The organism is Cobetia sp. SIMBA_158, assembly GCF_046566945.1.
Taxonomy (GTDB): Bacteria; Pseudomonadota; Gammaproteobacteria; order Pseudomonadales; family Halomonadaceae; genus Cobetia; species Cobetia amphilecti.
Map to the genome: position 1 here is coordinate 149,345 of NZ_JAWJYL010000002.1, position 20,476 is coordinate 169,820.

The window sequence follows — 20,476 nt, forward strand, 5'->3', positions numbered from 1 at the left end:
CATGATGCTGCACCCCGCTCACAGGCAGGGTGCAGCATCAGGCGTTCGATCATTCCCCATCACTATCACGAGCTACAGTTGCGATGCTCAGTCGTGCTTCTCTGCTGCGGCCTCAGTCGCGATCCCCAGTGTTGATCATCGCGCCGAGTGATTCGAGATTTCGAGGCCGCCTGAGCGAGGCAATACCTGTTCAGTCTCGTTGTCGTCTGCCTTGGGAGTCGCAACCTCCTGCTTCTGACGCGCGGATTGCAACAGGATGACGCCCACCAGAATGATCGCTATTGCCAGCAGGTCGAGTCCGCGGATGGGCTCCCCTATCAGCAGCACACCGATGATGACGGCGACCACGGGGGGCAGGTAGGTCACGCCAGAGGCCTTGATGGCACCAAGTTCGCCGACGATGAAGTAATAAAGCACATAGGCTACGCCGGTTCCCAACACCCCGAGGCCGATTACCAGCCCGGTCAAAGCAACACCGTCGTTGCTCAGCGCCAGGATACCCTCAAGGTCGATGACGGCGAGCAGCAGCAGAGTGGCTATCCCCGTCTGATAGGTAGCCAGGGCCAGCGAAGGAATCTCCAACGGCATCACGAAGCGCTTGGCATAGACGAATGACAAGCCGACACACATCGCGCCGCCGAGCATGGCGGCCACGCCCGCCAGCGAGACATCCGCCTGCAGCCCCTGCCATGGGCGGGCAATCAGCGCGATACCGATGATGCCGAGCAAGGTGGCGGTGATCGAACGTGCATTGATCGGCTCGTTGCGCAGAAACAATGCCGCCGCCACGAAGGTGAAGAGCGGGATGGCGCCGCTGAGCATGCCCGCGACACTCGAAAGCAATACCGAACTGCCATAGGCGAATGCCAGGTAGTACAGAGCTGTCGCCAGCAGGGCCATGACAACGAAGTGGTGCAGATGGCGCCAGTGCGTCCGGTGCAGAACGCCCTGGCAGACAGCATAGAGGGCTAAGGGGATGAAGCCTGCCACGACACGCAGCAGGGTCACCTGACCCGGGGTGATCCACTCCGCCGCCCATTTCATGAACAGGAAGTTGCTGCCCCAGATGGTACCGAGCGCCAGAAAGGCAAGATGTGCCGAGAATCGTGAGCGAGGCATGAAGAACTCCTTGTGGCGAGGATACTTGGGGAGCCAACCACATGGCGCCCTTAGCGATAGCGTCATGTGAGGTCGATAGCGCCATGTTCGGCTGTGCTCCGCGTCGCGACAAGCGGGCATTATTTGCATTACCCTGTAGAAAATCTTCACTCTTGTGCCATATGGCTTCACACGCGGTGCGTCGGCTTCCCGCTCAGATAGCGTGCTGGCGCCGGAGGGGTATCGTCGCCCCCGCCGGCCAAGCGCCCATGGCTCTGAGCATGAGCATGCCCCTTACATGAGCCTGAATATGAGCAAGAACCTGACCACGAAACTGCGCCTGGGCGCGCTGCCGGCCTTTGATGCAGCAGCGCGCCATCTCAACTTTCGCCGCGCGGCGCAAGAGCTATCGCTCACCCAGAGCGCCGTAGCGCAGCGTGTACGCGAGCTGGAAACACAGCTTGGGATAAAGCTTTTCCATCGTCTCCCGCGTGGTCTGGCATTGACTCACGCAGGCCAGCGCTTCCATGAGCAGATCGCCCTGGCGCTGGGCAACATCGACAAGGCCGTGCGAGATGCCAGCCATGACCCCGCTGACACCACCCTGTCATTGAGCGTACCACCCTCCTTTGCCGCCAAATGGCTGATGCCTCGGCTGGCAAGCTTTCGCCACGCACATCCCGAATGGCAACTGCGGGTACACGCAAGCGAGGGACTTTCGAATCTGCATCAGGACGGGATCGATCTCGCCATCCGCCAAGGCTATGGCCAGCATGACGCCGGACTCAAGGCGATATGGTTGACGGGGCTCGAGCGTATCGCCGTCTGCAGTCCCGGCTATCGGGAACAGCTGGGCGAGCGACTGGATAGGCTCGATATGCGCGGGTGCGTATTGATCGAGGACAGCCATCAGGGGTGGCATACCTTTGCGGCGCACTTCTCGGGCCTGGAGAAGGCCGATCGCCTCTGGGTCAATCACACTAGTCTCGCGATCGATGCCGCTCTGGCGGATCAGGGTATCGCGCTGACACCGCGCCTGATGGCGGCGGAAGGCATCGCGAAGGGGCAACTGGTCACCCTGTGTGGCCTGCCGGATCAGGGGCAGGGATTCTATCTGGTCTACCCCGGCGCACGGGCGCATCAGGCAGAACAGATCATGCTGCCGTGGCTTCGCCAGCAGCTGGGGCTGTCACACGAGACGTGAGCGCACGCCCCCCTTGGGCTCTCGTCTCAGACTCCACGACACCACCACGGCGACACCACGACGCTAGCCGGCGAAGGCTCGGCCCAGCGCCTGCTGATCCTGCTGAGCAAACAGTTCGCAGCGATCTCGTCCCGAGGCCTTGGCACGATAAAGCGCCTCATCCGCCTGCTTGAGGATGGTCTCGAAGCTGCAGCCCTGACCGGTGCCGGCGGCAGAGACCCCGATGCTGATGGTGGCGATGCCATGGCGTGAACTCCCCGCATGCGGTAGCGCCAGGTCGCGAACATGGCGGCGAATCTCTTCTGCGCGCGCCAATGCCTGTTGCGGTGTACAGGATGGCAGCAGTACCACGAACTCCTCACCCCCGAAACGCGCCACGATATCGACATCGGGGTGCACGCTTTCAAAGATTGCCGTCGCGATACGCTTGAGGCACAGGTCCCCTTTCACGTGGCCGTAGTGGTCGTTGTAGGCCTTGAAATGGTCGACATCGATCATGGCCACACCGTATTGAAGCCGGCTGTCGAGTTGCTTGCCGAGCAGCGAACTCACGAGGCTGTCGAAGTGGCGCCGGTTATAGACTTCGGTCAAGGGGTCGATCGAGGCCAGGCGTCGGAACTCTTCATTCTTCTCGGTGAACTCCTCGACCCTGAGCTGCTCACGCAGCAACAGCAGGTAGGAAAGGCGCTCGGCCTTTTCGCTGCGCAGATTGGAAATGATCGAAAACAGCGTGATGGACAGGAACACCATCAACGCCATGAAACCCGCCGAGGCATAGGGCGCAGGATGAGCATTGACGAGATACAGCATCACGCCGAAATGGAAGGCCGAAGAGCACAGGGCATACCAGAAGCGCAGCTGAAACAGGACATTGCCCACCAGCACGATAAGCCCGAGTGCGAACAGGTCGAGGAAGGAATGTGGCGAGACTGACAACTGGATCAAGAGGGCCGTGAAGATCATCGCGAAGCACACCAGCGCAGTCATCAACATCTCACGCAATACCGGCGAGACACCCCGCTTGAGCATGTAGATGCAGATCAGGGCGATGGGCGTCATGACCCCGACGCGAATGACGATGGCCTCCAGCATGTGGTCTGGGCGAAAGCGCCAGTCATTGAGCAGAAACAGCACATAGATACTGATCGCCACCGCGCCCATGCAGGCAAGCTTGTGACTGCGCGCGACATGGATATCGTGCTCGAAGCGCGCTTCTATCTCGGCCGGGAAATGCACTCCCAGAACGCCCTCACGCTGTATCTGTCTGTCCACCTGCACCATCAGATCATTCATTCACGTCCCCTCCCTTGAGGACAGCCAATCAATGATCTCACTCTATACAAGGCGACACGGATCAATAAGCGCTCGGGCGCAAACGTGACAATCGTTCACAAGCTTGTCAAACGCTTGTCCAAATTTCAGACAACTGTTTGGTAGAGCCAAACGCTCGATTATCAGAGCGGAGTGATGTCCCCGACATCACTCCGCTCGCGATCTTCCCTGCGCAATCTCAGCGCTTGAGACTCCAGGGGGCGGCGATGCGGAAGAAGCGCAACGTCACCGCCTCATCCACCGGCCGGGTCAGCAATGACACCAGCACGAAGACCGGCAAGTTGAGCATCAGCCCCCAGAAACCGGCATGCAGGCCCAGCGGATGCGGCCATACGACGGTAAACAGCACCGTGACCACGAAGCCGGCACTGATGCCGCTGATGACACCTGCCGCCGAGGCACGCGGCCAGAAGAACATGCCCAGAAATGCCGGCAAGACCTGAGAGGCAAAGCCCAGTCCGATCAAGAGGATCATCACCAGATTGCCCGGCTCCCAGATCGCCAGGGGTGCCACGACCAGGAACATCACCGGGAAGATCAGCCAGCGCGCCAGCTTGCCAGCGCGTTGGTCATCAAGCTTGAGGCCTGGCTGCATCACATCACGACTCAGGCTCAGGGCCACCGAGTGAATGAAGGGCTCGCTGGAGGACATCGAGGCCGCCAACGTGCCCGCGCCCAACAGGCCCACCAGCCAGACCGGCATGTTGGCCATCGCGTATTCGAGCACCACGGTGTCGGCGCGCTCAAGCTCCGGCAGACTGTAGATGCCGATGAAGCCGACCACCACCAGCGGCAGGATCACCACATAGTAGGTCGGCAGCCAGCTGGCACTGCGGCGGATGGTACCGGCGGAGGCGGCGCTCATCCATTGGGTCCATACCGGCGGCATGAAGGACAGCATCGAGACGATGATCGAGGTAGTCCAGAAGCTGAAGCTCATGTCGCCGCCGGCGCCGGGCAGACGCAGATACTCCGGATGACTGGCCTCAAGACGCGTGAACACGCCACTGAAGCCCCATTCGCCGGTGGAGAGATAGGCCGCCCACAGGCCGATCACCCAGGCAACGACCAGCATCAGCACGCCCTGGAAGGCATTGGTACGCCCGATGGCGCGCTGGCCGCTGACGAACAGATAGACGGCGATCGCGCTGAGCACCAGCAACACGCCAGCCCAGAGCGGAATGCGCCCGCCGCTCATCACCAGCAGGATATAGGCCGAGCCGATGGTCTGCAGGACTGCATAGGCGATGGAGGCAATCGACATCACCAGCGCCGACAGCGCCCCCAGCAGAGGGCTCTGATAGCGGTCCGCGATCGCGCTTGCCTGGGTGACATGCCCGAACTGCTCGCCGAACTTCCACACCTTGGGGCCGAAGTACCAGGCCACCAGCGCCAGATAGGCCAGATAGATGGCGACATAGAACACCGGCACGCCCTTGCTGTAGGCCCAGCCCGGCGCGCCCATGAAGGTGTAGGCACTGACGCTGCCGGCGGCGATCAACAGATAGAGCGTCACGGGCCCCATCGAGCGCCCGGCGACCCCCCACTGCTCCAGCGTGTCCATGCGTCGGCCGCCCCGCGCGCCGAGACCGATGGCCATGGCGACGACGACATACCCCAGGGTGACCAGCAAGGGCACGCTGTCATGCACGGACGAAAAGGCATGCGGATCGATCACGCGGTGCCTCCGTCTCTTTCGCCAGCGGACGCTTTCGACAGCGGGTCTGCGCCGTGGCGACGGCGCAACAGGCAATTGCCCAGCAACATGGCGCCACTGGAGGCGAAGATGATCAGGTAACTCCAGATGATCAAGGACGGCATGCCCCACAACAGGGTCTGCTGATTGATCCAGCCGATCACCGGCCAGATACCCATCACGACCAGCAGCAGGAAGATCACCAGCAGGCTCCAGCCCCGCCAGGTCGAGGGCACGACGAGGCGCGGCAAGGAACAGGGAGTCTCTGCAGTCCGGGCATCAGGCTGAGAGGAAGACGGGGTGTCAGGCGCGGCCAAGACGATCTCCGATGTGAACAGGGAGTGAATGAAAATTCTCGGCGTGCAGTGTAGCCGCTGTGCCCTGCCCTGTGGAGTCACCCTGGTGAATCCCGCTGTTGAGTCACCCGGTAGAGTCGCGCTGTCGAGTCCCCCTATTGAATCACGCTGTTGAGTCACCCTGTGGCGCCATCTGGCATGAGATCGAGATGGAGACACAAGCTGACAGAGACAGAGACAGGCGCTGCAAGGATGGGGGGAAAGGACGTCGTCATCGGGAATATTTACGAAAACTGCAAAAGTCTTTCATCATTTCGTGCATTTATCACAAAGGTAACTCACGGCAGACTGCACAGCATCCAAGACCCACCCATTGCTGATGGAGAACTGCCATGCCCCTTGCCCTGCTGGCGCTGACATTGAGCGCCTTTGCCATCGGGACCACCGAGTTCGTGATCGTCGGACTGGTACCCACCATCGCTCAGGACCTGAGCGTCTCTCTGCCTTCCGCTGGCCTGCTGGTCAGCCTGTATGCCGTCGGTGTCGCCATCGGCGCCCCCGTGTTGACCGCCATGACCGGCCGCTTCAATCGCAAGCTGGTACTGCTGGCCCTGATGGCACTGTTCATCGCCGGCAACCTGCTGGCCTGGCAGGCACCCAGCTATAGCTCGCTGATCACGGCGCGCATCCTGACTGGCCTGGCCCACGGGGTCTTCTTCTCCATCGGCTCCACCATCGCGACAAGCCTGGTGAGCAAGGACAAGGAAGCCAGTGCGATCGCCATCATGTTCACCGGCCTGACCGTGGCTCTGGTCACCGGCGTGCCGCTGGGCACCTGGATCGGTCAGCACTTCGGCTGGCGCGCCACCTTCCTCGTGGTCTCGGTCCTCGGCGTGCTGGCATTGATCGGCAGCGCCATCCTGGTGCCCAACAATCTCAAGAAGAGCGTACCGGCCACCTTCGCCCAACAGCTCAAGGTTCTGACCCATCCGCGCCTGCTGCTGGTCTACCTGATCACCATTCTCGGCTACGGCGGCACCTTCACGGCCTTCACCTATCTGGCCCCGCTGCTGCAGGACGTCAGTGGCTTCAATGAAGGCGCCATCAGTCTGATCATGCTGGTCTACGGTGTCTCGGTCGCCATCGGCAACATCCAGGGCGGCAAGCTGGCCGACCGCATGGGCCCGATTCGCGCCCTGACCCTGATCTTCGGTGGCCTGATCGTCATCCTCGGCGTGCTGACCTTCACTGCCGCCAACCCGATCACTGCCGTGATCACCATCCTGATCTGGGGTGCCTTCGCCTTCGGCAACGTGCCGGGCCTGCAGGTCTACGTCGTGCAGCAGGCCGAACGCTTCGTGCCGCAGGCCGTTGATGTGGCCTCCGGCCTCAACATCGCCGCCTTCAACATCGGCATCGCGCTGGGCTCCATCGTCGGTGGCCAGGTGGTCTCCGAGATGGCACTGACCGACACCGCCTGGATCGGCGCGCTGATCGTCACCGCTGCCCTGCTGCTGACCCTGCTGGCCGGTCGCCTCGACAAGCGTCACGCGTCTTCCATCGCGACCGCCTGATCCGCCGCGAAGCCTCCCGCCATCACGACGTGCCCCCGATTCCGACAGCTCAGCCTGCTGGCTCGGGGGCACCGTCGTCTACCCACCTGCTTGCTGAAGGAGTCCATCATGATCTCCCCGACCCGCCCGCTGGATCGCCTCACTCAAGGCCCCCTGACCCTGGGCGTCGAACTGCCCCTCGACAATGACTGGGTCCGCACTGACAGAGCCCCCTCCACGCCCTTCGGCGTGCCTGACATGCGCACCCATGCCGAGCTGATCGGCCAGGTCGACAGGCTCGGCTTCCGCGCCGCCTGGTTGCGTGACGTGCCGCTTTTCGACCCCGCCTTCGGCGACACCGGTCAGGTCTTCGAGCTGTTCACCTACCTGGGCTATCTGGCCAGTCACACCGACAACCTGCTGCTGGGTACCGCCGCCGCGGTGCTGCCGCTGCGCCAGCCGTGGCTGGTGAGAAAGGCCGCCGCCAGCGTGCAGGCCCTGAGCGAAGACCGCCTGCTGCTGGGCGTCGCCAGTGGCGACCGACCGGCGGAATACCCGCTGTTCGGCGAGGAGTTCGCGACCCGTGGTGCCGCCTTCCGTCACGCGGTGGATGTCATCAAGGGCCAGGCGGACGACGCCCTGAGCGAAGGTCAGGCCATCCTGCCTGCCGCGACGCGTCCGCCGCTGTTGAGTGCCGGGCTCTCCCAGCAGCCCCCCGAGTGGATCGGTCGCGAGATGGACGGCTGGCTGGCCTACCCGGGCACGCCGGAGGATCACATCCGTCGCGTGGCGCTCTGGCGTCAGGTCGCCGGTGACAAACCCTACGTCAGTTTCATCCACCTCAATCTGGAAGAAGATCCGCACGCCCCGGTGCGTCGTCATCGCTTCGGGTTGTCGAGTGGCCGCCTTGCCCTCATGGAAGAACTGTCGGCCATGCAGGATGCCGGGGTGAATCACATCGGCTTCCACCTGCGTCGCAATCGCCGCCCGCTCACGGAAACCCTCGAGGAACTGGGCCGTGAGGTGCTGCCGCACTTCTCATGAGGGCGCAAGGGTTGCACTGATCTGCCCGGCTGGCTGAGCGCACTGGCAAGCCGGGCGGGTCGCGCGACCTGCCCCCGCCATGGCGGAAAGGATTCACCGTTCACGCTGCAAGGAGATCCCATGTCAGATTCCACAGAGACCACCACCCAGCAAGACATCAGTCACAGCGCCACCCGGGCACCCGCCTGGGTATGGCAAGGCCCGGGCGAGCCTGAGGCGCTCGAGCAGTCAGAGGTGGACATCGGCGCCCCGGGAGACGACGAGGTACTGGTCGCCACGCGTGCCATCGGCCTCAATCCCGTCGACTGGAAGTTCATGGCAATGGACAACGAGCTGTGGCAAACCGGCCAGATTCCCGGCGTCGATGCCTCCGGCGAGGTGATCGCCTGCGGTGCCAATGTCCGCCACGTATCGCCGGGCGATCGCATCGCGGTCCACACCACCCTGGCGGGGCCGGGCACCTTCAGCAAACGCCTGCGTGTACCGGCGCGCGCCGTGATGCGTCTGCCCGTCACCCTGGGCTTCAATGACGCCGCCGCCTTTCCCTGCCCGGCGCTGACCGCCTGGCTTGCCATCGACAAGCTGCCCATCAAGGCCGGCCGACGCCTGCTGATCACCGGCGCCTCCGGCAGTGTGGGCCGCTGGTTGATCCAGCTGGCCAGACAGCGCAACTTCCACGTCATTGGCGTTGCCTCCGAGAAGCGCCACGCGGACCTCAAGGCGCTGGGCGCCGACGAGACGCTTGCAGACGCCGAGCAACTGGACGCGCCGGCCTTCGCCGTGATCGATACCGTCAATGGTGATCACGCCCACAAGATGACCCGCCATCTGGGGGCCAATGGCCACATCGTCTGCATTCAGGACCGTCTGGAGCAGGCGGCCGCGCCGGCCTTCGATCGCGCCATCTCGCAGCACGAAGTTGCACTGGGTGCGCTGCACTGGGCGGGTGACGACGAGGACTGGGCACGCCTGGTCGAGGCGGGGGAAGGTCTGCTCGAAGCGATCGCCGATGGCTCCATGAACCAGCCGGCGCCCTGCATCGAGCCGTTCACGGCGCTGCCGGCCTGCCTCGCCGAACTGAAGAGTGGTGAGCGTCGCGCCCTGAAATTCGTGATCACGGCCAATGAATGAGGCGCATGGTGGGCGGCGCAGGATTGTTGCGCAACCGGCACATGACTGATGCGTAGACACGCCATTGTCGCGCCAGTTTCACAGCCCCAGTAAACACGACACAACACATGGAAACGTCCCCGCCGCACCCGGCGGGAACGTCAACAGGAGTTACCGCATGTCGACTACCCTACCGAACCCCGGCTTTGGCACCTTCCGTCTGGAAGGCGACACCCTGCGTGAGAGCATGAAGGCGGCGCTGGACGCCGGTTATCGTCATTTCGATACCGCCCAGTTCTACGGCAACGAAGCCGAAGTGGGACAGGTGCTCGCCGACAGCGGCATCCCGCGCAGCGAGCTGTTCGTCACCACCAAGATCTGGTACGACCGCCTCCAGCCCGGTGATCTTGAGAAGAGCGTCGAGGAAAGCCTCGAGAAGCTCCAGATGGACTACGTCGACCTGCTGTTGATCCACTGGCCGTCACCCAATGACGAAGTCGCCATGGAGGACTACCTGCCAGCGCTCGCCAAGATGAAGGCCGAGGAGAAGACGCGTCATATCGGCATCTCCAACTTCACCTGCGAGCAGATGGAACGCGCCGTCGGCATTCTGGGGCGTGATGAGCTGCTGACCAACCAGGTCGAGGTGCATCCCTTCCTGCAGAACCGCAAGGTGCTCGACAAGTGTCAGGAGCTGGGGCTCGAGGTCAGCGCCTTCATGCCGCTGGCCGTCGGCAAGGTGATGGATGACGAGACCCTCAAGATCATCGCGGACCGCCATGGTGTCAGCCCGGCGCAGATCGCCCTGGCGTGGCTGAAGATGCAGGACATCGTGACCTTCCCGTCCTCCACCAAGCCCAAGAACATCCGCAGCAACATCGAGGCCTTCTCGCTGACGCTGACCGGCGAGGACATGGCCAAGATCGCAGAGCTGGACCGCGGCGAGCGTATCGCCAACCCGGATATCGCGCCCGACTGGGACTGATTGACTGAGCCCAGCTGACTGAGCCTGATCGGCTGGTCCAGTGACAAGAAAGCCTCCCGGGCACCCTGCCCGGGAGGCTCTTCGCATTTCTACCCTGCCGTGATTTGATCCCGATGGATGCTCAGCGATCCAGCCACCACACCCGAGTCACGGCCTCGGTGCCGGGGCGTGGCGCCACGAGATCATGCTCATGCAGCAGATAGATCACCGTCCGGCCCGCCAGCCAGTCAGCAAGGCCCTGCGCGACGCGTTGCGCCGTCGTGGCATCCAGCCCCGAGAAGGGCTCATCCAGCAGCACAAGGCCGGGGTTGGTCAACGCCAGGCGCGCCAGACTGATGCGCCGGGCCTGACCACCCGACACCTGACGACCGCCCTCGCCGACGCGTGTCGCCAGCCCCTGCGGCAGACTCGCGACCCAGTCGGCGAGATCCACTGCGGCCATCACCCGCCATAGCGCGGCATCATCGGCGTCGGCGGCCCCCAATCGCAGGTTGTCAGCCAGACTGGCATCGAACAGATCGACCCGCTGGGTGAGGCAGCCGACGCCATCGGCAATCGCCAGCGGCGCGTAGTGATGCACCTCACGGCCATTGAGCAACACTCGCCCGCTCTGCTCTTCACCTCGCTTCTCTTCAGTGCCCCCGCCCTGCTGTTCATTGCGTCTGCTCTGCAGGCCGCGGAAGGCCAAGCTGGTCTGCCCGGTCAGCAGCGCCGCCAGCGTCGATTTGCCAGCGCCGGAGGCGCCACAGATCGCGACCTGCTCACCGGCTTCGACAGTGAGCGAGACGTTTGAAAATGCCTCGAACAAGGCGCCCGGGTAGCGGTAGCTGACCTGCTCCAGCGAGACGCTGATCGGCCCTGCTGACAGGCGAGCATCACCGTGCACGACACCCGCGGCGTGCTCGATATCGTTGAGGCGCTCCGCGGCGCCAAGCGTCGCCCCGGCCTGACTGAAGGCCGCCGGTAGCCCCGCCAGCCCCTCGCCCAGCGCCATCGCCGCAAGCGGCAGCATCACCAGCATCGGGCCGCTGAGCTGGCCATCACGCAGGGCGAGCATGCCCATCGCCAGCAACAGCAACCAGGCAAGTCCGATCACCAGCGCGGCCAGCGCATTGCCGACGGCACTGATGACCGCCAGCCGCCATTGGTCTGCCAGCATACGCGCTTCCACCGTCTCAAGCTGCTCACGCACATGGCCAAGCGCCGCGTAGGCCTCGAGTTCGGCATGCCCGCGCAGCGCCTCCATCAGGCTTGAGCGCAATGTCTCCAGAGTGGTCACACGCCGACGGCTGGCCACCAGCCCCCAGCGTGCCTGTCCAAGTGTCAGCCACGCCCAGCCAGTCAACAGCAAGAGCGCCAGCCACGGCGTCGCGCCCGGTAGCCACACCAGGGTGATGCCAAGCAGCGCCACAATCAGCAGCAAGGCCATCACCGGAGGCGCCGCCAGACGCAGATAGAGCGCATCGAGGGTGTCGATATCCGCGGTCAGACGATTGAGCCAGTCACTGGAACGCCGGGATGCCAGCCGCGCGGGGTCCATGCTGACCAGCGAGGCAAAGGCACTGCCGCGCAGGCTGGCCAGCAGCCGCAGGATGGTGTCGTGATTGTAGAGACGCTCCAGATAGCGCGAGACGGTGCGCGAGACGGCAAACAGGCGAATCGCGCTGCCCGGCGTGTAGACATCCAGCACGGCGACGGCACCGGCAGCCAGCGCCGCCCCCGTCAATGCCGATGCCGTGATGAACCACCCCGAGACCGCCAGCAGCCCGAGTGCCGACAGCGCGGTCATCATCATCAGCACCACGCCCAGCAGCAAGCGACGACGGTAGCGCTCATGCACCCGCCACCAGGGCGCCAGCGTGGCCAGTGCCTCGCGCGTCGAGGGAGTGGAGCCAGGACCGAGAGTGCGAGCGGGTTCGATCATGATGCGCCCTCCCCAGCATCCTGTGTCTCTCCAATGGTGCCAACGACCCCATCGCGGGTCAGGCACAGCTGACGCGTCGCCATGGCCCTCAAGGCCGGATGGTGGGTGGCGATGACCAGCGTACGGCCTTCTTCGGCCAACGCCTGGAAGCCGGCGATCAGGCGCTGTTCGGTGTCGGCGTCCAGACTGGCGGTCGGCTCGTCGAGCAACACCAGCGGCGCATCGCTCAAGAAGACCCGCGCCAGCGCCAGACGCTGAGCCTGGCCGCCGGACAGCCCACGCCCGCCTTCACCCAACGGGCTGTCGATGCCCTGCGGCAAGGCGGCCAGCACCTCGGCGAGGCCGGCGCGCGTCAGCGCCTGCGCGATATCATCGTCACTGGCGTCTGGCGCGGTGATGCGCAGGTTGTCGGCCAGACTGCCCTGCATCAGCAGCGGGCGTTGATCCATCCAGGCAAGGCCAGTGGTATCTCGGCGTAGGCATTGGCCTTCATCGGGTGCCACGAATCCCGCCATCAGTTGCAACAGCGATGACTTGCCGGCCCCGGACGGGCCGCTGATCACCAGCACCTCGTGGGCCTTCAAGGTGAGATCCAGCGGGCCAAGCACCCTGCCCCGCCCGGGATGCGTCAGCGTGACGGCCTCCAGCTGCAACATCACATCGCCGGGCAGCGAGACACTATCCGTCGCCGTCGTGGAGGCCTGACGCGCCGACGCGATGGGCGTATCAAGCAGCTCCAGCAGCGAGTCCGCGGCGGCCAAGGCCGAGGCGCGATCATGATAGTGCTGAGACAGGGTGCGCAGCGGCTGGAAGAACTCCGGCGCCAGCAGCAGGATCAGTAGCCCGCTGAACAGGGTCAGCGACTGGGCGGGCCCGAAGGGAATGTCGCCCAGCAGACCGAAGCCGATATAGATCGCGACCACCGCGATCGACACCGACGAGAAGAACTCCAGTACCGCTGATGAGAGGAAGGCGAGGCGCAGCGTGCGCAGACTGCGGCGACGATAATCATCGGCGACCAGCGTGACCTCACGCGTGGCCTGCTCGCCAAGGCCGAACAGCCGCAGCGTGGTGATCCCGCGGACGCGATCGACGAAGTGGCGCGACAGGCGCGCGACCGCGACGAACTGCTCGCGATTGAGCGACTCGGCCCCCATGCCGACCAGCGCCATGAACAGCGGAATCAGCGGCGCGGTCAGTGCGAGCAGAATCGCCGCCAGCCAGTCCTGACTGACCACGATGGCCAGAATCACCAGCGGGCTGATCAACACCAGGCGCAGCTGGACGTAGAAACGCGCGAAGTAGCCTTCCAGCGCCTCGACCTGCTCGACCCAGCGCTGGGCCACATCGGCGCCATGAAACTGCGCCGCGCGCACCGGGCCCAGTGCCTGCAGGTGATCCAGCACCTCTCGACGCACCCGCTGGCGCAGGCGCTGACTGGCCTTCTGGGCGCATAGCTCCTGCGCGGCACCCAGCAAGGCGCGCACTGCCAGCAGCGCCACCAGGCCGCCAAACGGCCACCACAGGCGAGCCAACGCCTCGGGCTGCTCGATCACTTGAGTGACCAGCCAGGCCAGCAGTACCAGTTGCGCAACCGTTGCCAGCCCCGCCAAGGCGCCGCACAGCGCCGCCATACCCAACAGGCGACGCTCGCGCGTCGCCTGTTGGGTGAGCCACTTGCCGGCGGCCTTGCGTCTGGCCTTGTCGCGCTCCTTACCAGTGACACTGGCGTCGCTGACGCTGGCGCGCGCCGTGTCATTGCCAGCAGCGCTGGCCGGGGCGTTCTGCGCGGCCCCCTGCGTGAGATCAGTGATAGCCACCGTCCTGCACCTTGCCGCGGAAGACCCAGTAGCTCCAGGCGGTATAGCCCAGCACGATGGGAATCACGAACAGTACGCCGATCAGCAGGAACAGCTGCGCGCCCGGGTCTGACGCTGCATCCCAGATGGTGATGTCCGGCGGCACCAGATACGGCCACTTGCTGAAGATCAGCCCCAGATAGGTAAACAGGAACAGCCCCAGGGTCGCGACGAACGGCTGGCCCTCCAGACGCTTGCTGACGGCACGCCAGATGAAGGCCGCACAGCACAGTGCCAACACCGGGAAGACCCAGAACATGCCGATATGATTGAACCAGCGCTCGCGCACGTATTCATCGACGAACGGCGTGTAGAGGCTGATGACCCCGAAGCCGACCAGCACGGCAATCAGCAACTTGGGCGTGATGCGATAGGCCCAGGCCTGAACCTCGCCTTCACTCTTGAGAATGGTCCAGGTGGCGCCCAGCAGAGCGTAGCCCGCCACCAGCGCGAGCCCGGTAATCACCGTGAAGGGGGTCAGCCAGTCAAAGGCACCGCCGACATAGATATGACCTTCGGTGGCAAAGCCCTGGATATAGGCCCCGACCACCACGCCCTGACAGAAGGTCGCCACGTAGGAGCCACCACTGAAGGCGACGTTCCACCAATGCCGATTGCGCGTGGACTTGAAGCGGAACTCGAAGGCGATCCCGCGGAAGATCAGCCCGGCCAGCATCAGGAAGACCCCCAGATACAACGCCGGCAGCAGAATGGAGTACACCGCCGGAAACGCCGCCAGCAAGCCGGCCCCGCCCAGCACCAGCCAGGTTTCATTGCCGTCCCAGACCGGTGCGACCGAATTCATCATCACGTCACGAGCGTGTTCATTGGGGGCGAAGGGATAGAGGATGCCGACCCCGAGATCGAAGCCATCCATCAGGATGTACATCATGATGCCGAAGCCGATGATCAGCGCCCAGATCATGGTCAGATTGATCAGTTCCATGTGCTCAACTCCTTACCGTACGGCTGGCATCATCATCGAGACTCTCGTGCGCGGCAGACAGCGGGCGCATCGCGGTTTCGACATCGTCATGCGGCAGCTCAGGCTGCATGCCGCCACGGATGACGCGCGTCAGGTAGTAGCTGCCGGTCACGAAGACCACCAGATAGACCAGGAAGTAGCCGATCAGCGTGGCCAGCACCATCCAGCCGGTCAGTGACGGCGTGACAGCCTCCTGCTGGGTCATCATCTCGTAGACCAGCCACGGTGAGCGCCCGGCCTCGGTGACGAACCACCCGGCCAGCACGGCGAAGAATGGCGCGATCGACATCAGGCGCAGCGTCTGCAGGAAGGGGCGCGAGCGATAGAGCTTGCCATCGCGACGCAGGAACAGGCCGATGAACGCCACCGCGATCATCACCAGCCCCACCGCCACCATCACGCGGAACGACCAGAACACGAACCACACCGGCGGCTGCATGTCGGGCTCGACCTCCTTGAGGCCCGGCACCACGCCATCGGGGTCATGGGTCAGGATCAGGCTGGCCAGCTTCGGGATCGCGATCTCGAAGTGGTTCATCTGGGCTTCCTTGTCCGGCCAGGCGAACAGCAGCAAGGGCGCGCCCGACTGGGTTTCCCAGTTGCCTTCCATCGCCGCCACCTTGGTCGGCTGATGCTCCAGCGTGTTGATGCCGTGCATGTCACCCACCACCGCCTGCGCCGGCGCCAGCACCAGCAGCAGCCACATGCACATGGACAGCGCGCGCTTGTTGGCCTCGACATCACGCCCGATCAGCAGATACCAGGCACTGACCCCAGCCACCACGAAGCCGCCGGTCAAGAACGAGGCGATCGCCATATGCGTGAAGCGATATGGGAAGGAGGCATTGAAGATGGCCGCGCTCCAGTCATTCACGAAGAAGTGGCCATCAATGAAGTCGACGCCCGCCGGTGTCTGCATCCAGCTGTTGGAGGACAGGATCCAGAAGGAGGAGATGAAGGTGCCCAATGACACCATCAGTGCCGCGAACAGGTGGACGCCTTCCGGCACCTTGCCACGCCCGAACAACAGCACGCCGAGGAAGCCGGCTTCGAGGAAGAAGGCAGTCACCACCTCATAACTGAGCATCGGGCCGATGAAGTTGGAGGTGGCATAACTGAAGTTGCTCCAGTTGGTGCCGAACTGGAAGGCCATCACGATGCCGGAGACCACGCCCATCGCGAAGACCACGGCGAATACCTTTACCCAGAACGCCGCAAGACGTTCCCAGGCGGCATTGCCTGTCTTGTAGAAAAGGCCATGCAACAAGGCCACATAGGATGCCAGACCGATGGTGAACACCGGAAAGACGGCATGAAAGGACACGACAAATCCGAACTGTATGCGTGACAGGATCACGGGATCCAGTTCCATGGGCGACTCCTCAGGACTCCAGGGGTTGCACTCTGTTCATCCCGTTGTGGGACGCACAGTCGCAGCGATATCACGGTCAGGCCCGTGACGACAAGGCATACCACCAAACTCCATCGATCATGGCAGTCATCTTTCTACCAGCTGACCCAAAGAGCATAGAAAACACCAGGCTATCGTGCACGATGACGCTTTGCCGCAGGCCCAGCCATCCGATCAGTCGCCATGGTGGTGATCGATCAGGCCCGCCATATTGCATGACAGCATCCACGTATTTTCCACTCGGCATGCTCAGGCTTGCCATCTATATTTCGCCGCACATCCGCCTTTATTGACGTACATCAAGATAACCACACGTCGAGCATCAGATTCGACCAATGAAGCTGATCGTGCCCGAATTAGGTGATAGAACAGAAAGTATCAAGTAGCGCAGCCGTGACAAGGGAGGCCAGGTCGACATGGACGTCTATTCCTCCAATATTGCGGTCGACTCTGCCACGACCTCCTCTTCGTCCAACGTCTTTTCTGCCTCTATCTTTTCATCTTCATCAGTCTCCCCAGCGACTTCTACGCCATCGGCTTCTGTCGCCTCGACCTCTGAAGCCTCGACCTCTGCAGCTCCGACGTCTGACTCAGCTCCTTCGTCGGCGCATGATAAAGATCTGCATACACTCGCTGAGGCAGGCTCAGGCTCCGTTGCCATGGGCAAGGTCATTGCCGTACGCGGGGCTGTGGTGGATGTCACCTTCCTCACATCTGAACTACCGGCGCTCAAGACGGCGTTGTTCATCGAGCGTGCGGACCGGCCCACTCTGATACTTGAAATACACAGTCATCTAAGTGTCGACACTCTGCGTGCGGTGGCCTTTGACTCCACCGCCGGGCTGGCACGCGGTGAAGCCGTCCACGCCACCGGCAGTCCGGTCAGTGTCCCCGTGGGAGACGCCGTGCTCGGTCGGTTGCTCAATGTCGTGGGTGACACGCGTGACAATGGCCCAGCCCTGCCTGCTGACACCCCACGACGCCCCATCCATGCCCTGGCCCCTGCCCTTGATTCACAGATAGGGGCCAGCGAGATGTTCGAGACCGGCATCAAGATCATCGACCTGCTGACGCCGATGGCCCAGGGTGGCAAGGCTGCGATGTTCGGCGGTGCCGGTGTTGGCAAGACGGTGCTGGTGATGGAGCTGATCCGTGCCATGGTCGAGAAATACCAGGGTATTTCAGTTTTCGCCGGCATCGGCGAGCGCTCCCGCGAGGGCCATGAGTTGCTCACCGAGATGAAGGGCTCCGGCGTTCTCGAACGCAGCGTGCTGGTCTACGGCCAGATGAATGAGCCGCCCGGCGCCCGCTGGCGTGCACCATTGACGGCCTTGACCATGGCGGAATACTTCCGCGACCAGCAACACCGCAACGTGCTACTGCTGATGGATAACGTCTTTCGCTTCGTGCAAGCCGGTGCGGAAGTTTCCAGTCTGCTGGGGCGACTGCCTTCACGCGTCGGCTATCAACCGACACTGGCCAGTGAAGTCGCAAGTCTGCAGGAGCGTATCGCCTCGGTCGCAGGCTCGGCCGTGACGGCAATCCAGGCCGTCTACGTACCCGCGGATGACTTCACCGACCCGGCAGTGACGACGATTTCCAGTCATATGGACTGCGTCATCATGCTGTCGCGCAACATGGCGGCGGAAGGCTTCTACCCCGCGATTGACCCGCTGGAGTCCTCTTCGATGTTGCTGGACCCGCTGGTGGTAGGTGAAACGCATTACCAGGTCGCCGATGAGGTTCGCCGCACGCTGGCGCGCTTTCGCGAGCTGGCCGACATCATCTCGTTGTTGGGCGTCGAGGAGTTGGGGGCTGCAGATCGCCTGGTAGTGGTCCGTGCGCGTCGTCTGCAGCGCTTCTTGACCCAGCCATTCATGGTCACCGAAGCCTTCACCGGCTCTCCCGGCGCTAGCGTGCCCTTGGCTGACACCTTGGCCGGCTGCCGCGCCATCCTGGCAGGTGAGACCGACGACTGGGCCGAGAGCTCTCTGTACATGGTCGGCAGCCTTGACGCCGCACAGTGCAAGGAAGCCTCGAGCTCAAGGGGTGGCGCATGAAGCTCTTCATCGTCACACCGCTGAGCATCATCGTCGAACAAGACATCGACAGTCTGCGCGCCGAGGATCCCAGCGGCAGCTTCGGCATCCTCAAGGGCCACTGCGACTTCATGACGGCACTCAGCATCTCGGCCATCAGCTGGCGACTGGGAGCTGAGCAACACTTCTGTGCGGTACGTGGCGGCGTGCTAACCCTCCGCCAAGGCGACATCACGATCGCAACTCGCGAAGCCGTGACTGGCGATGACCTGGAGACACTGGATCGCCAGGTACTGACACGCTTTCGTGAAGACCTGGAGCATGAACGGCACGAGCATGTCGAGGGTCTTCGGCTCCAGCTCAATGCCCTGCGCCAGATGGTGGCGCGACGTGGCAAAGCCACGAGAGAGTGGTGATGAAAGCGCCACACAAACCTGCGCCGAGTGCACGGGCAACAAGAGACGCCACGCCCCACGGCGACAATGATCCTCTGCTGAATGCCGTTCGCCGCAAGCGAGAACGCCACTCGCGCTGGCTACGCGAGGGAGATCTTTCCGTCGGCCGCCGTCTGGCGCAGATCGGCGTGCTGGGCTGGATCATCATCACGCCTACGCTGGCTGGTCTTTATCTTGGTCGCTGGCTCGATGGCCGACTGGCAACTGACATCTTCTGGAGTGCTCCCCTGATGATGGCCGGGGTGGCGATCGGCGGCTGGTCCGCCTGGAAATGGATGAACGCACGATGATCGACATGACGGACATGCCCCAGGTGCTGGTGCTGCGAGAACTGCTGGCGCACTGGCTGAATGAGATACCCGCCAGCGTGCTGTATCCGGCATGTCTGATCGGTGGCCTGTTGCTGGGACATGGCTATTTTCATGCGCTGAAACGGACGGCAGAGCTGATCGTCCGCCAGACAAACCCGATGCTCGGCGTGCTGCTGACCCTGGGACGACTGACCTTGATGACACTGGGTCTGCTGCTGGCCGTGCAGGCGGGAGCTACCGCCTTGCTGGTCACTCTGATCGGCATCCTCATCGCCAAGGCAGGGCACATGCGCAAGCCACCGCCTGTCAGTTTGCGGCCAGACAGCTTACGACAAGGCAGCTTGAGGCCAGACAAGCTCCGATCTGACGAGCTCAAATCAGGCACGCTCCCACCAGGAAAGCCACGGGAGACTCAGTCATGAACTCTCCTCTGGAATCACAGCCCCTGTTTTACCTCGGCCCCCTGCCGATCACCCAGGCCATCGTGACCAGCTGGGCCATCATGGCCATTCTGGTGATCGGAAGCTATCTGCTGACGCGCCATCTGACGCGATTGCCCGACAAACGCCAGGCAGCGCTTGAGCTGATGGTCTCGGTGCTCGACCTCCAGATTCGCGAAACCAGCGGTGCGTCACCGGCCCCCTACCGCAGCTTCATCGGCAGCCTGTTCCTTTTCATTCTCGTCGCCAACGGATCTTCGCTGCTGCCAGGGGTCGAGCCCCCTACTGCCCAGATGGAGACCGATGTGGCGCTGGCACTGCTGGTCTTCGTGTCAGTGGTCTGGTTCGGGATACGCAGCAATGGTGTGCGTGGCTACCTACGCTCGTTTGCGGCACCCAATGCCGTGATGATTCCGCTCAACATGATGGAGAGTGTGACCCGCACCTTCTCGATGTTCGTGCGCCTGTTCGGCAACGTGATGAGTGGCGTGTTCATCATCGGCATCGTCGCTTCACTGGCGGGGCTGCTGGTGCCTATCCCCTTGATGGCGCTGGATTTGCTCACCGGTCTGGTACAGGCCTATATCTTCGCGATTCTGGCGCTGGTGTTCATCACTTCGACCATCGAGGAAGGACAGGCAAGGAATCATTGACACTCGTGGCAGGGAATCGTGTTGGAGGGGCTTCTCCAAGACCTATCTCAAGTGATGGAGGGAAGGCCTGTCTGAACAATC

Annotated in this window: 19 protein-coding genes; 10 read left to right on the top strand and 9 right to left on the bottom strand. The window is 63.1% G+C overall.

Annotated features, from left to right (window positions below):
* Nucleotides 1-135: 135 nt before the first annotated feature.
* The gene (locus R2R70_RS04670; protein WP_410977400.1) at nucleotides 136-1,119 is read right to left on the bottom strand and encodes a DMT family transporter; all 984 of its coding nucleotides are present in this window, start codon (nucleotides 1,117-1,119) and stop codon (nucleotides 136-138) included.
* 289 nt (nucleotides 1,120-1,408) lie between these two features.
* Between R2R70_RS04670 and R2R70_RS04675 the strand changes: the two genes are divergently transcribed.
* Nucleotides 1,409-2,302 carry a LysR substrate-binding domain-containing protein gene (locus R2R70_RS04675; protein ID WP_410977401.1) on the top strand — a complete coding sequence of 298 codons (894 nt, stop codon included), beginning with the start codon at nucleotides 1,409-1,411 and terminating at the stop codon, nucleotides 2,300-2,302.
* A 63-nt stretch (nucleotides 2,303-2,365) separates the two neighbouring features.
* Here R2R70_RS04675 and R2R70_RS04680 read toward each other — a convergent pair whose 3' ends face one another.
* The 3 genes from R2R70_RS04680 to R2R70_RS04690 form a co-directional block, all read right to left on the bottom strand.
* Nucleotides 2,366-3,595 carry a GGDEF domain-containing protein gene (locus R2R70_RS04680; protein WP_410977402.1) on the bottom strand — a complete coding sequence of 410 codons (1,230 nt, stop codon included), beginning with the start codon at nucleotides 3,593-3,595 and terminating at the stop codon, nucleotides 2,366-2,368.
* Between the two features lie 217 nt (nucleotides 3,596-3,812).
* The gene (locus R2R70_RS04685; protein ID WP_410977570.1) at nucleotides 3,813-5,234 is read right to left on the bottom strand and encodes a sodium:solute symporter family protein; all 1,422 of its coding nucleotides are present in this window, start codon (nucleotides 5,232-5,234) and stop codon (nucleotides 3,813-3,815) included.
* Between the two features lie 74 nt (nucleotides 5,235-5,308).
* Nucleotides 5,309-5,581 (bottom strand): hypothetical protein, encoded by a 273-nt coding sequence (locus R2R70_RS04690; RefSeq protein WP_410977403.1) that lies wholly within the window; start codon nucleotides 5,579-5,581, stop codon nucleotides 5,309-5,311.
* Nucleotides 5,582-6,018: 437 nt separating this feature from the next.
* On the opposite strand from R2R70_RS04690, the gene R2R70_RS04695 reads away from it, so the two are divergent.
* The 4 genes from R2R70_RS04695 (at nucleotide 6,019) to dkgB (ending at nucleotide 10,318) form a co-directional block, all read left to right on the top strand.
* Nucleotides 6,019-7,200: an MFS transporter gene (locus tag R2R70_RS04695; protein ID WP_410977404.1), complete on the top strand. Its 1,182-nt coding sequence runs from the start codon at nucleotides 6,019-6,021 to the stop codon at nucleotides 7,198-7,200.
* A gap of 108 nt (nucleotides 7,201-7,308) precedes the next feature.
* Nucleotides 7,309-8,223 (top strand): TIGR03571 family LLM class oxidoreductase, encoded by a 915-nt coding sequence (locus R2R70_RS04700; RefSeq protein ID WP_410977405.1) that lies wholly within the window; start codon nucleotides 7,309-7,311, stop codon nucleotides 8,221-8,223.
* Nucleotides 8,224-8,343: 120 nt separating this feature from the next.
* On the top strand, nucleotides 8,344-9,354 hold the full coding sequence (locus tag R2R70_RS04705; protein WP_410977406.1) for an alcohol dehydrogenase catalytic domain-containing protein: 1,011 nt from the start codon (nucleotides 8,344-8,346) through the stop codon (nucleotides 9,352-9,354).
* Nucleotides 9,355-9,511: 157 nt separating this feature from the next.
* Nucleotides 9,512-10,318, top strand: a complete 807-nt coding sequence (gene dkgB / locus R2R70_RS04710) for a 2,5-didehydrogluconate reductase DkgB (protein WP_054557189.1) — start codon at nucleotides 9,512-9,514, stop codon at nucleotides 10,316-10,318.
* Between the two features lie 121 nt (nucleotides 10,319-10,439).
* Here the strand turns inward: dkgB and R2R70_RS04715 are convergent, their stop codons facing one another.
* The 5 genes from R2R70_RS04715 to R2R70_RS04735 all read right to left on the bottom strand — a co-directional run bounded on the left by R2R70_RS04715 (nucleotide 10,440) and on the right by R2R70_RS04735 (nucleotide 17,158).
* The gene (locus R2R70_RS04715) at nucleotides 10,440-12,242 is read right to left on the bottom strand and encodes an amino acid ABC transporter ATP-binding/permease protein (RefSeq protein ID WP_410977407.1); all 1,803 of its coding nucleotides are present in this window, start codon (nucleotides 12,240-12,242) and stop codon (nucleotides 10,440-10,442) included.
* A complete protein-coding gene (cydD, locus tag R2R70_RS04720; protein ID WP_410977408.1) occupies nucleotides 12,239-14,062 on the bottom strand; it encodes a thiol reductant ABC exporter subunit CydD in 1,824 nt (607 codons plus the stop codon). Before cydD ends, R2R70_RS04715 begins: the two co-directional genes overlap by 4 nt.
* A complete protein-coding gene (cydB, locus tag R2R70_RS04725; protein WP_410977409.1) occupies nucleotides 14,049-15,047 on the bottom strand; it encodes a cytochrome d ubiquinol oxidase subunit II in 999 nt (332 codons plus the stop codon). The genes cydD and cydB overlap by 14 nt, the downstream gene beginning before the upstream one ends.
* A gap of 4 nt (nucleotides 15,048-15,051) precedes the next feature.
* Nucleotides 15,052-16,458 carry a cytochrome ubiquinol oxidase subunit I gene (locus R2R70_RS04730; protein ID WP_054557186.1) on the bottom strand — a complete coding sequence of 469 codons (1,407 nt, stop codon included), beginning with the start codon at nucleotides 16,456-16,458 and terminating at the stop codon, nucleotides 15,052-15,054.
* A 463-nt stretch (nucleotides 16,459-16,921) separates the two neighbouring features.
* A complete protein-coding gene (locus R2R70_RS04735) occupies nucleotides 16,922-17,158 on the bottom strand; it encodes a hypothetical protein (RefSeq protein WP_410977410.1) in 237 nt (78 codons plus the stop codon).
* On the opposite strand from R2R70_RS04735, the gene atpD reads away from it, so the two are divergent.
* The 5 genes from atpD to R2R70_RS04760 are packed head-to-tail and all read left to right on the top strand — an operon-like array spanning nucleotide 17,157 to nucleotide 20,395.
* Nucleotides 17,157-18,557, top strand: coding sequence for a F0F1 ATP synthase subunit beta (gene atpD, locus R2R70_RS04740; RefSeq protein ID WP_410977411.1), 1,401 nt, complete (start codon nucleotides 17,157-17,159; stop codon nucleotides 18,555-18,557). The two genes, R2R70_RS04735 and atpD, sit on opposite strands and share 2 nt — an antisense overlap.
* The gene (locus tag R2R70_RS04745) at nucleotides 18,554-18,952 is read left to right on the top strand and encodes a F0F1 ATP synthase subunit epsilon (RefSeq protein WP_410977412.1); all 399 of its coding nucleotides are present in this window, start codon (nucleotides 18,554-18,556) and stop codon (nucleotides 18,950-18,952) included. The genes atpD and R2R70_RS04745 overlap by 4 nt, the downstream gene beginning before the upstream one ends.
* Nucleotides 18,952-19,281, top strand: coding sequence for an AtpZ/AtpI family protein (locus R2R70_RS04750; RefSeq protein WP_131432226.1), 330 nt, complete (start codon nucleotides 18,952-18,954; stop codon nucleotides 19,279-19,281). Before R2R70_RS04745 ends, R2R70_RS04750 begins: the two co-directional genes overlap by 1 nt.
* Nucleotides 19,278-19,724 carry an ATP synthase subunit I gene (locus R2R70_RS04755; protein WP_410977413.1) on the top strand — a complete coding sequence of 149 codons (447 nt, stop codon included), beginning with the start codon at nucleotides 19,278-19,280 and terminating at the stop codon, nucleotides 19,722-19,724. The genes R2R70_RS04750 and R2R70_RS04755 overlap by 4 nt, the downstream gene beginning before the upstream one ends.
* Nucleotides 19,721-20,395: a F0F1 ATP synthase subunit A gene (locus R2R70_RS04760; RefSeq protein ID WP_131432228.1), complete on the top strand. Its 675-nt coding sequence runs from the start codon at nucleotides 19,721-19,723 to the stop codon at nucleotides 20,393-20,395. Before R2R70_RS04755 ends, R2R70_RS04760 begins: the two co-directional genes overlap by 4 nt.
* The last annotated feature ends 81 nt before the right edge of the window (nucleotides 20,396-20,476 follow it).

Coding starts and splice junctions, on each gene's coding strand:
- R2R70_RS04675 (WP_410977401.1), top strand. CDS start 1,409: ATGAGCAAGAACCTGACCACGAAACTGCGCCTGGGCGCGCTGCCGGCC.
- atpD (WP_410977411.1), top strand. CDS start 17,157: ATGGGCAAGGTCATTGCCGTACGCGGGGCTGTGGTGGATGTCACCTTC.
- R2R70_RS04755 (WP_410977413.1), top strand. CDS start 19,278: ATGATCGACATGACGGACATGCCCCAGGTGCTGGTGCTGCGAGAACTG.
- R2R70_RS04735 (WP_410977410.1), bottom strand. CDS start 17,158: ATGGCAACGGAGCCTGAGCCTGCCTCAGCGAGTGTATGCAGATCTTTA.
- R2R70_RS04760 (WP_131432228.1), top strand. CDS start 19,721: ATGAACTCTCCTCTGGAATCACAGCCCCTGTTTTACCTCGGCCCCCTG.
- R2R70_RS04695 (WP_410977404.1), top strand. CDS start 6,019: ATGCCCCTTGCCCTGCTGGCGCTGACATTGAGCGCCTTTGCCATCGGG.
- cydB (WP_410977409.1), bottom strand. CDS start 15,047: ATGGAACTGATCAATCTGACCATGATCTGGGCGCTGATCATCGGCTTC.
- R2R70_RS04715 (WP_410977407.1), bottom strand. CDS start 12,242: ATGATCGAACCCGCTCGCACTCTCGGTCCTGGCTCCACTCCCTCGACG.
- R2R70_RS04745 (WP_410977412.1), top strand. CDS start 18,554: ATGAAGCTCTTCATCGTCACACCGCTGAGCATCATCGTCGAACAAGAC.
- R2R70_RS04680 (WP_410977402.1), bottom strand. CDS start 3,595: ATGAATGATCTGATGGTGCAGGTGGACAGACAGATACAGCGTGAGGGC.
- R2R70_RS04730 (WP_054557186.1), bottom strand. CDS start 16,458: ATGGAACTGGATCCCGTGATCCTGTCACGCATACAGTTCGGATTTGTC.
- R2R70_RS04685 (WP_410977570.1), bottom strand. CDS start 5,234: ATGGCCATCGGTCTCGGCGCGCGGGGCGGCCGACGCATGGACACGCTG.
- R2R70_RS04705 (WP_410977406.1), top strand. CDS start 8,344: ATGTCAGATTCCACAGAGACCACCACCCAGCAAGACATCAGTCACAGC.
- R2R70_RS04700 (WP_410977405.1), top strand. CDS start 7,309: ATGATCTCCCCGACCCGCCCGCTGGATCGCCTCACTCAAGGCCCCCTG.
- R2R70_RS04670 (WP_410977400.1), bottom strand. CDS start 1,119: ATGCCTCGCTCACGATTCTCGGCACATCTTGCCTTTCTGGCGCTCGGT.
- dkgB (WP_054557189.1), top strand. CDS start 9,512: ATGTCGACTACCCTACCGAACCCCGGCTTTGGCACCTTCCGTCTGGAA.
- R2R70_RS04750 (WP_131432226.1), top strand. CDS start 18,952: ATGAAAGCGCCACACAAACCTGCGCCGAGTGCACGGGCAACAAGAGAC.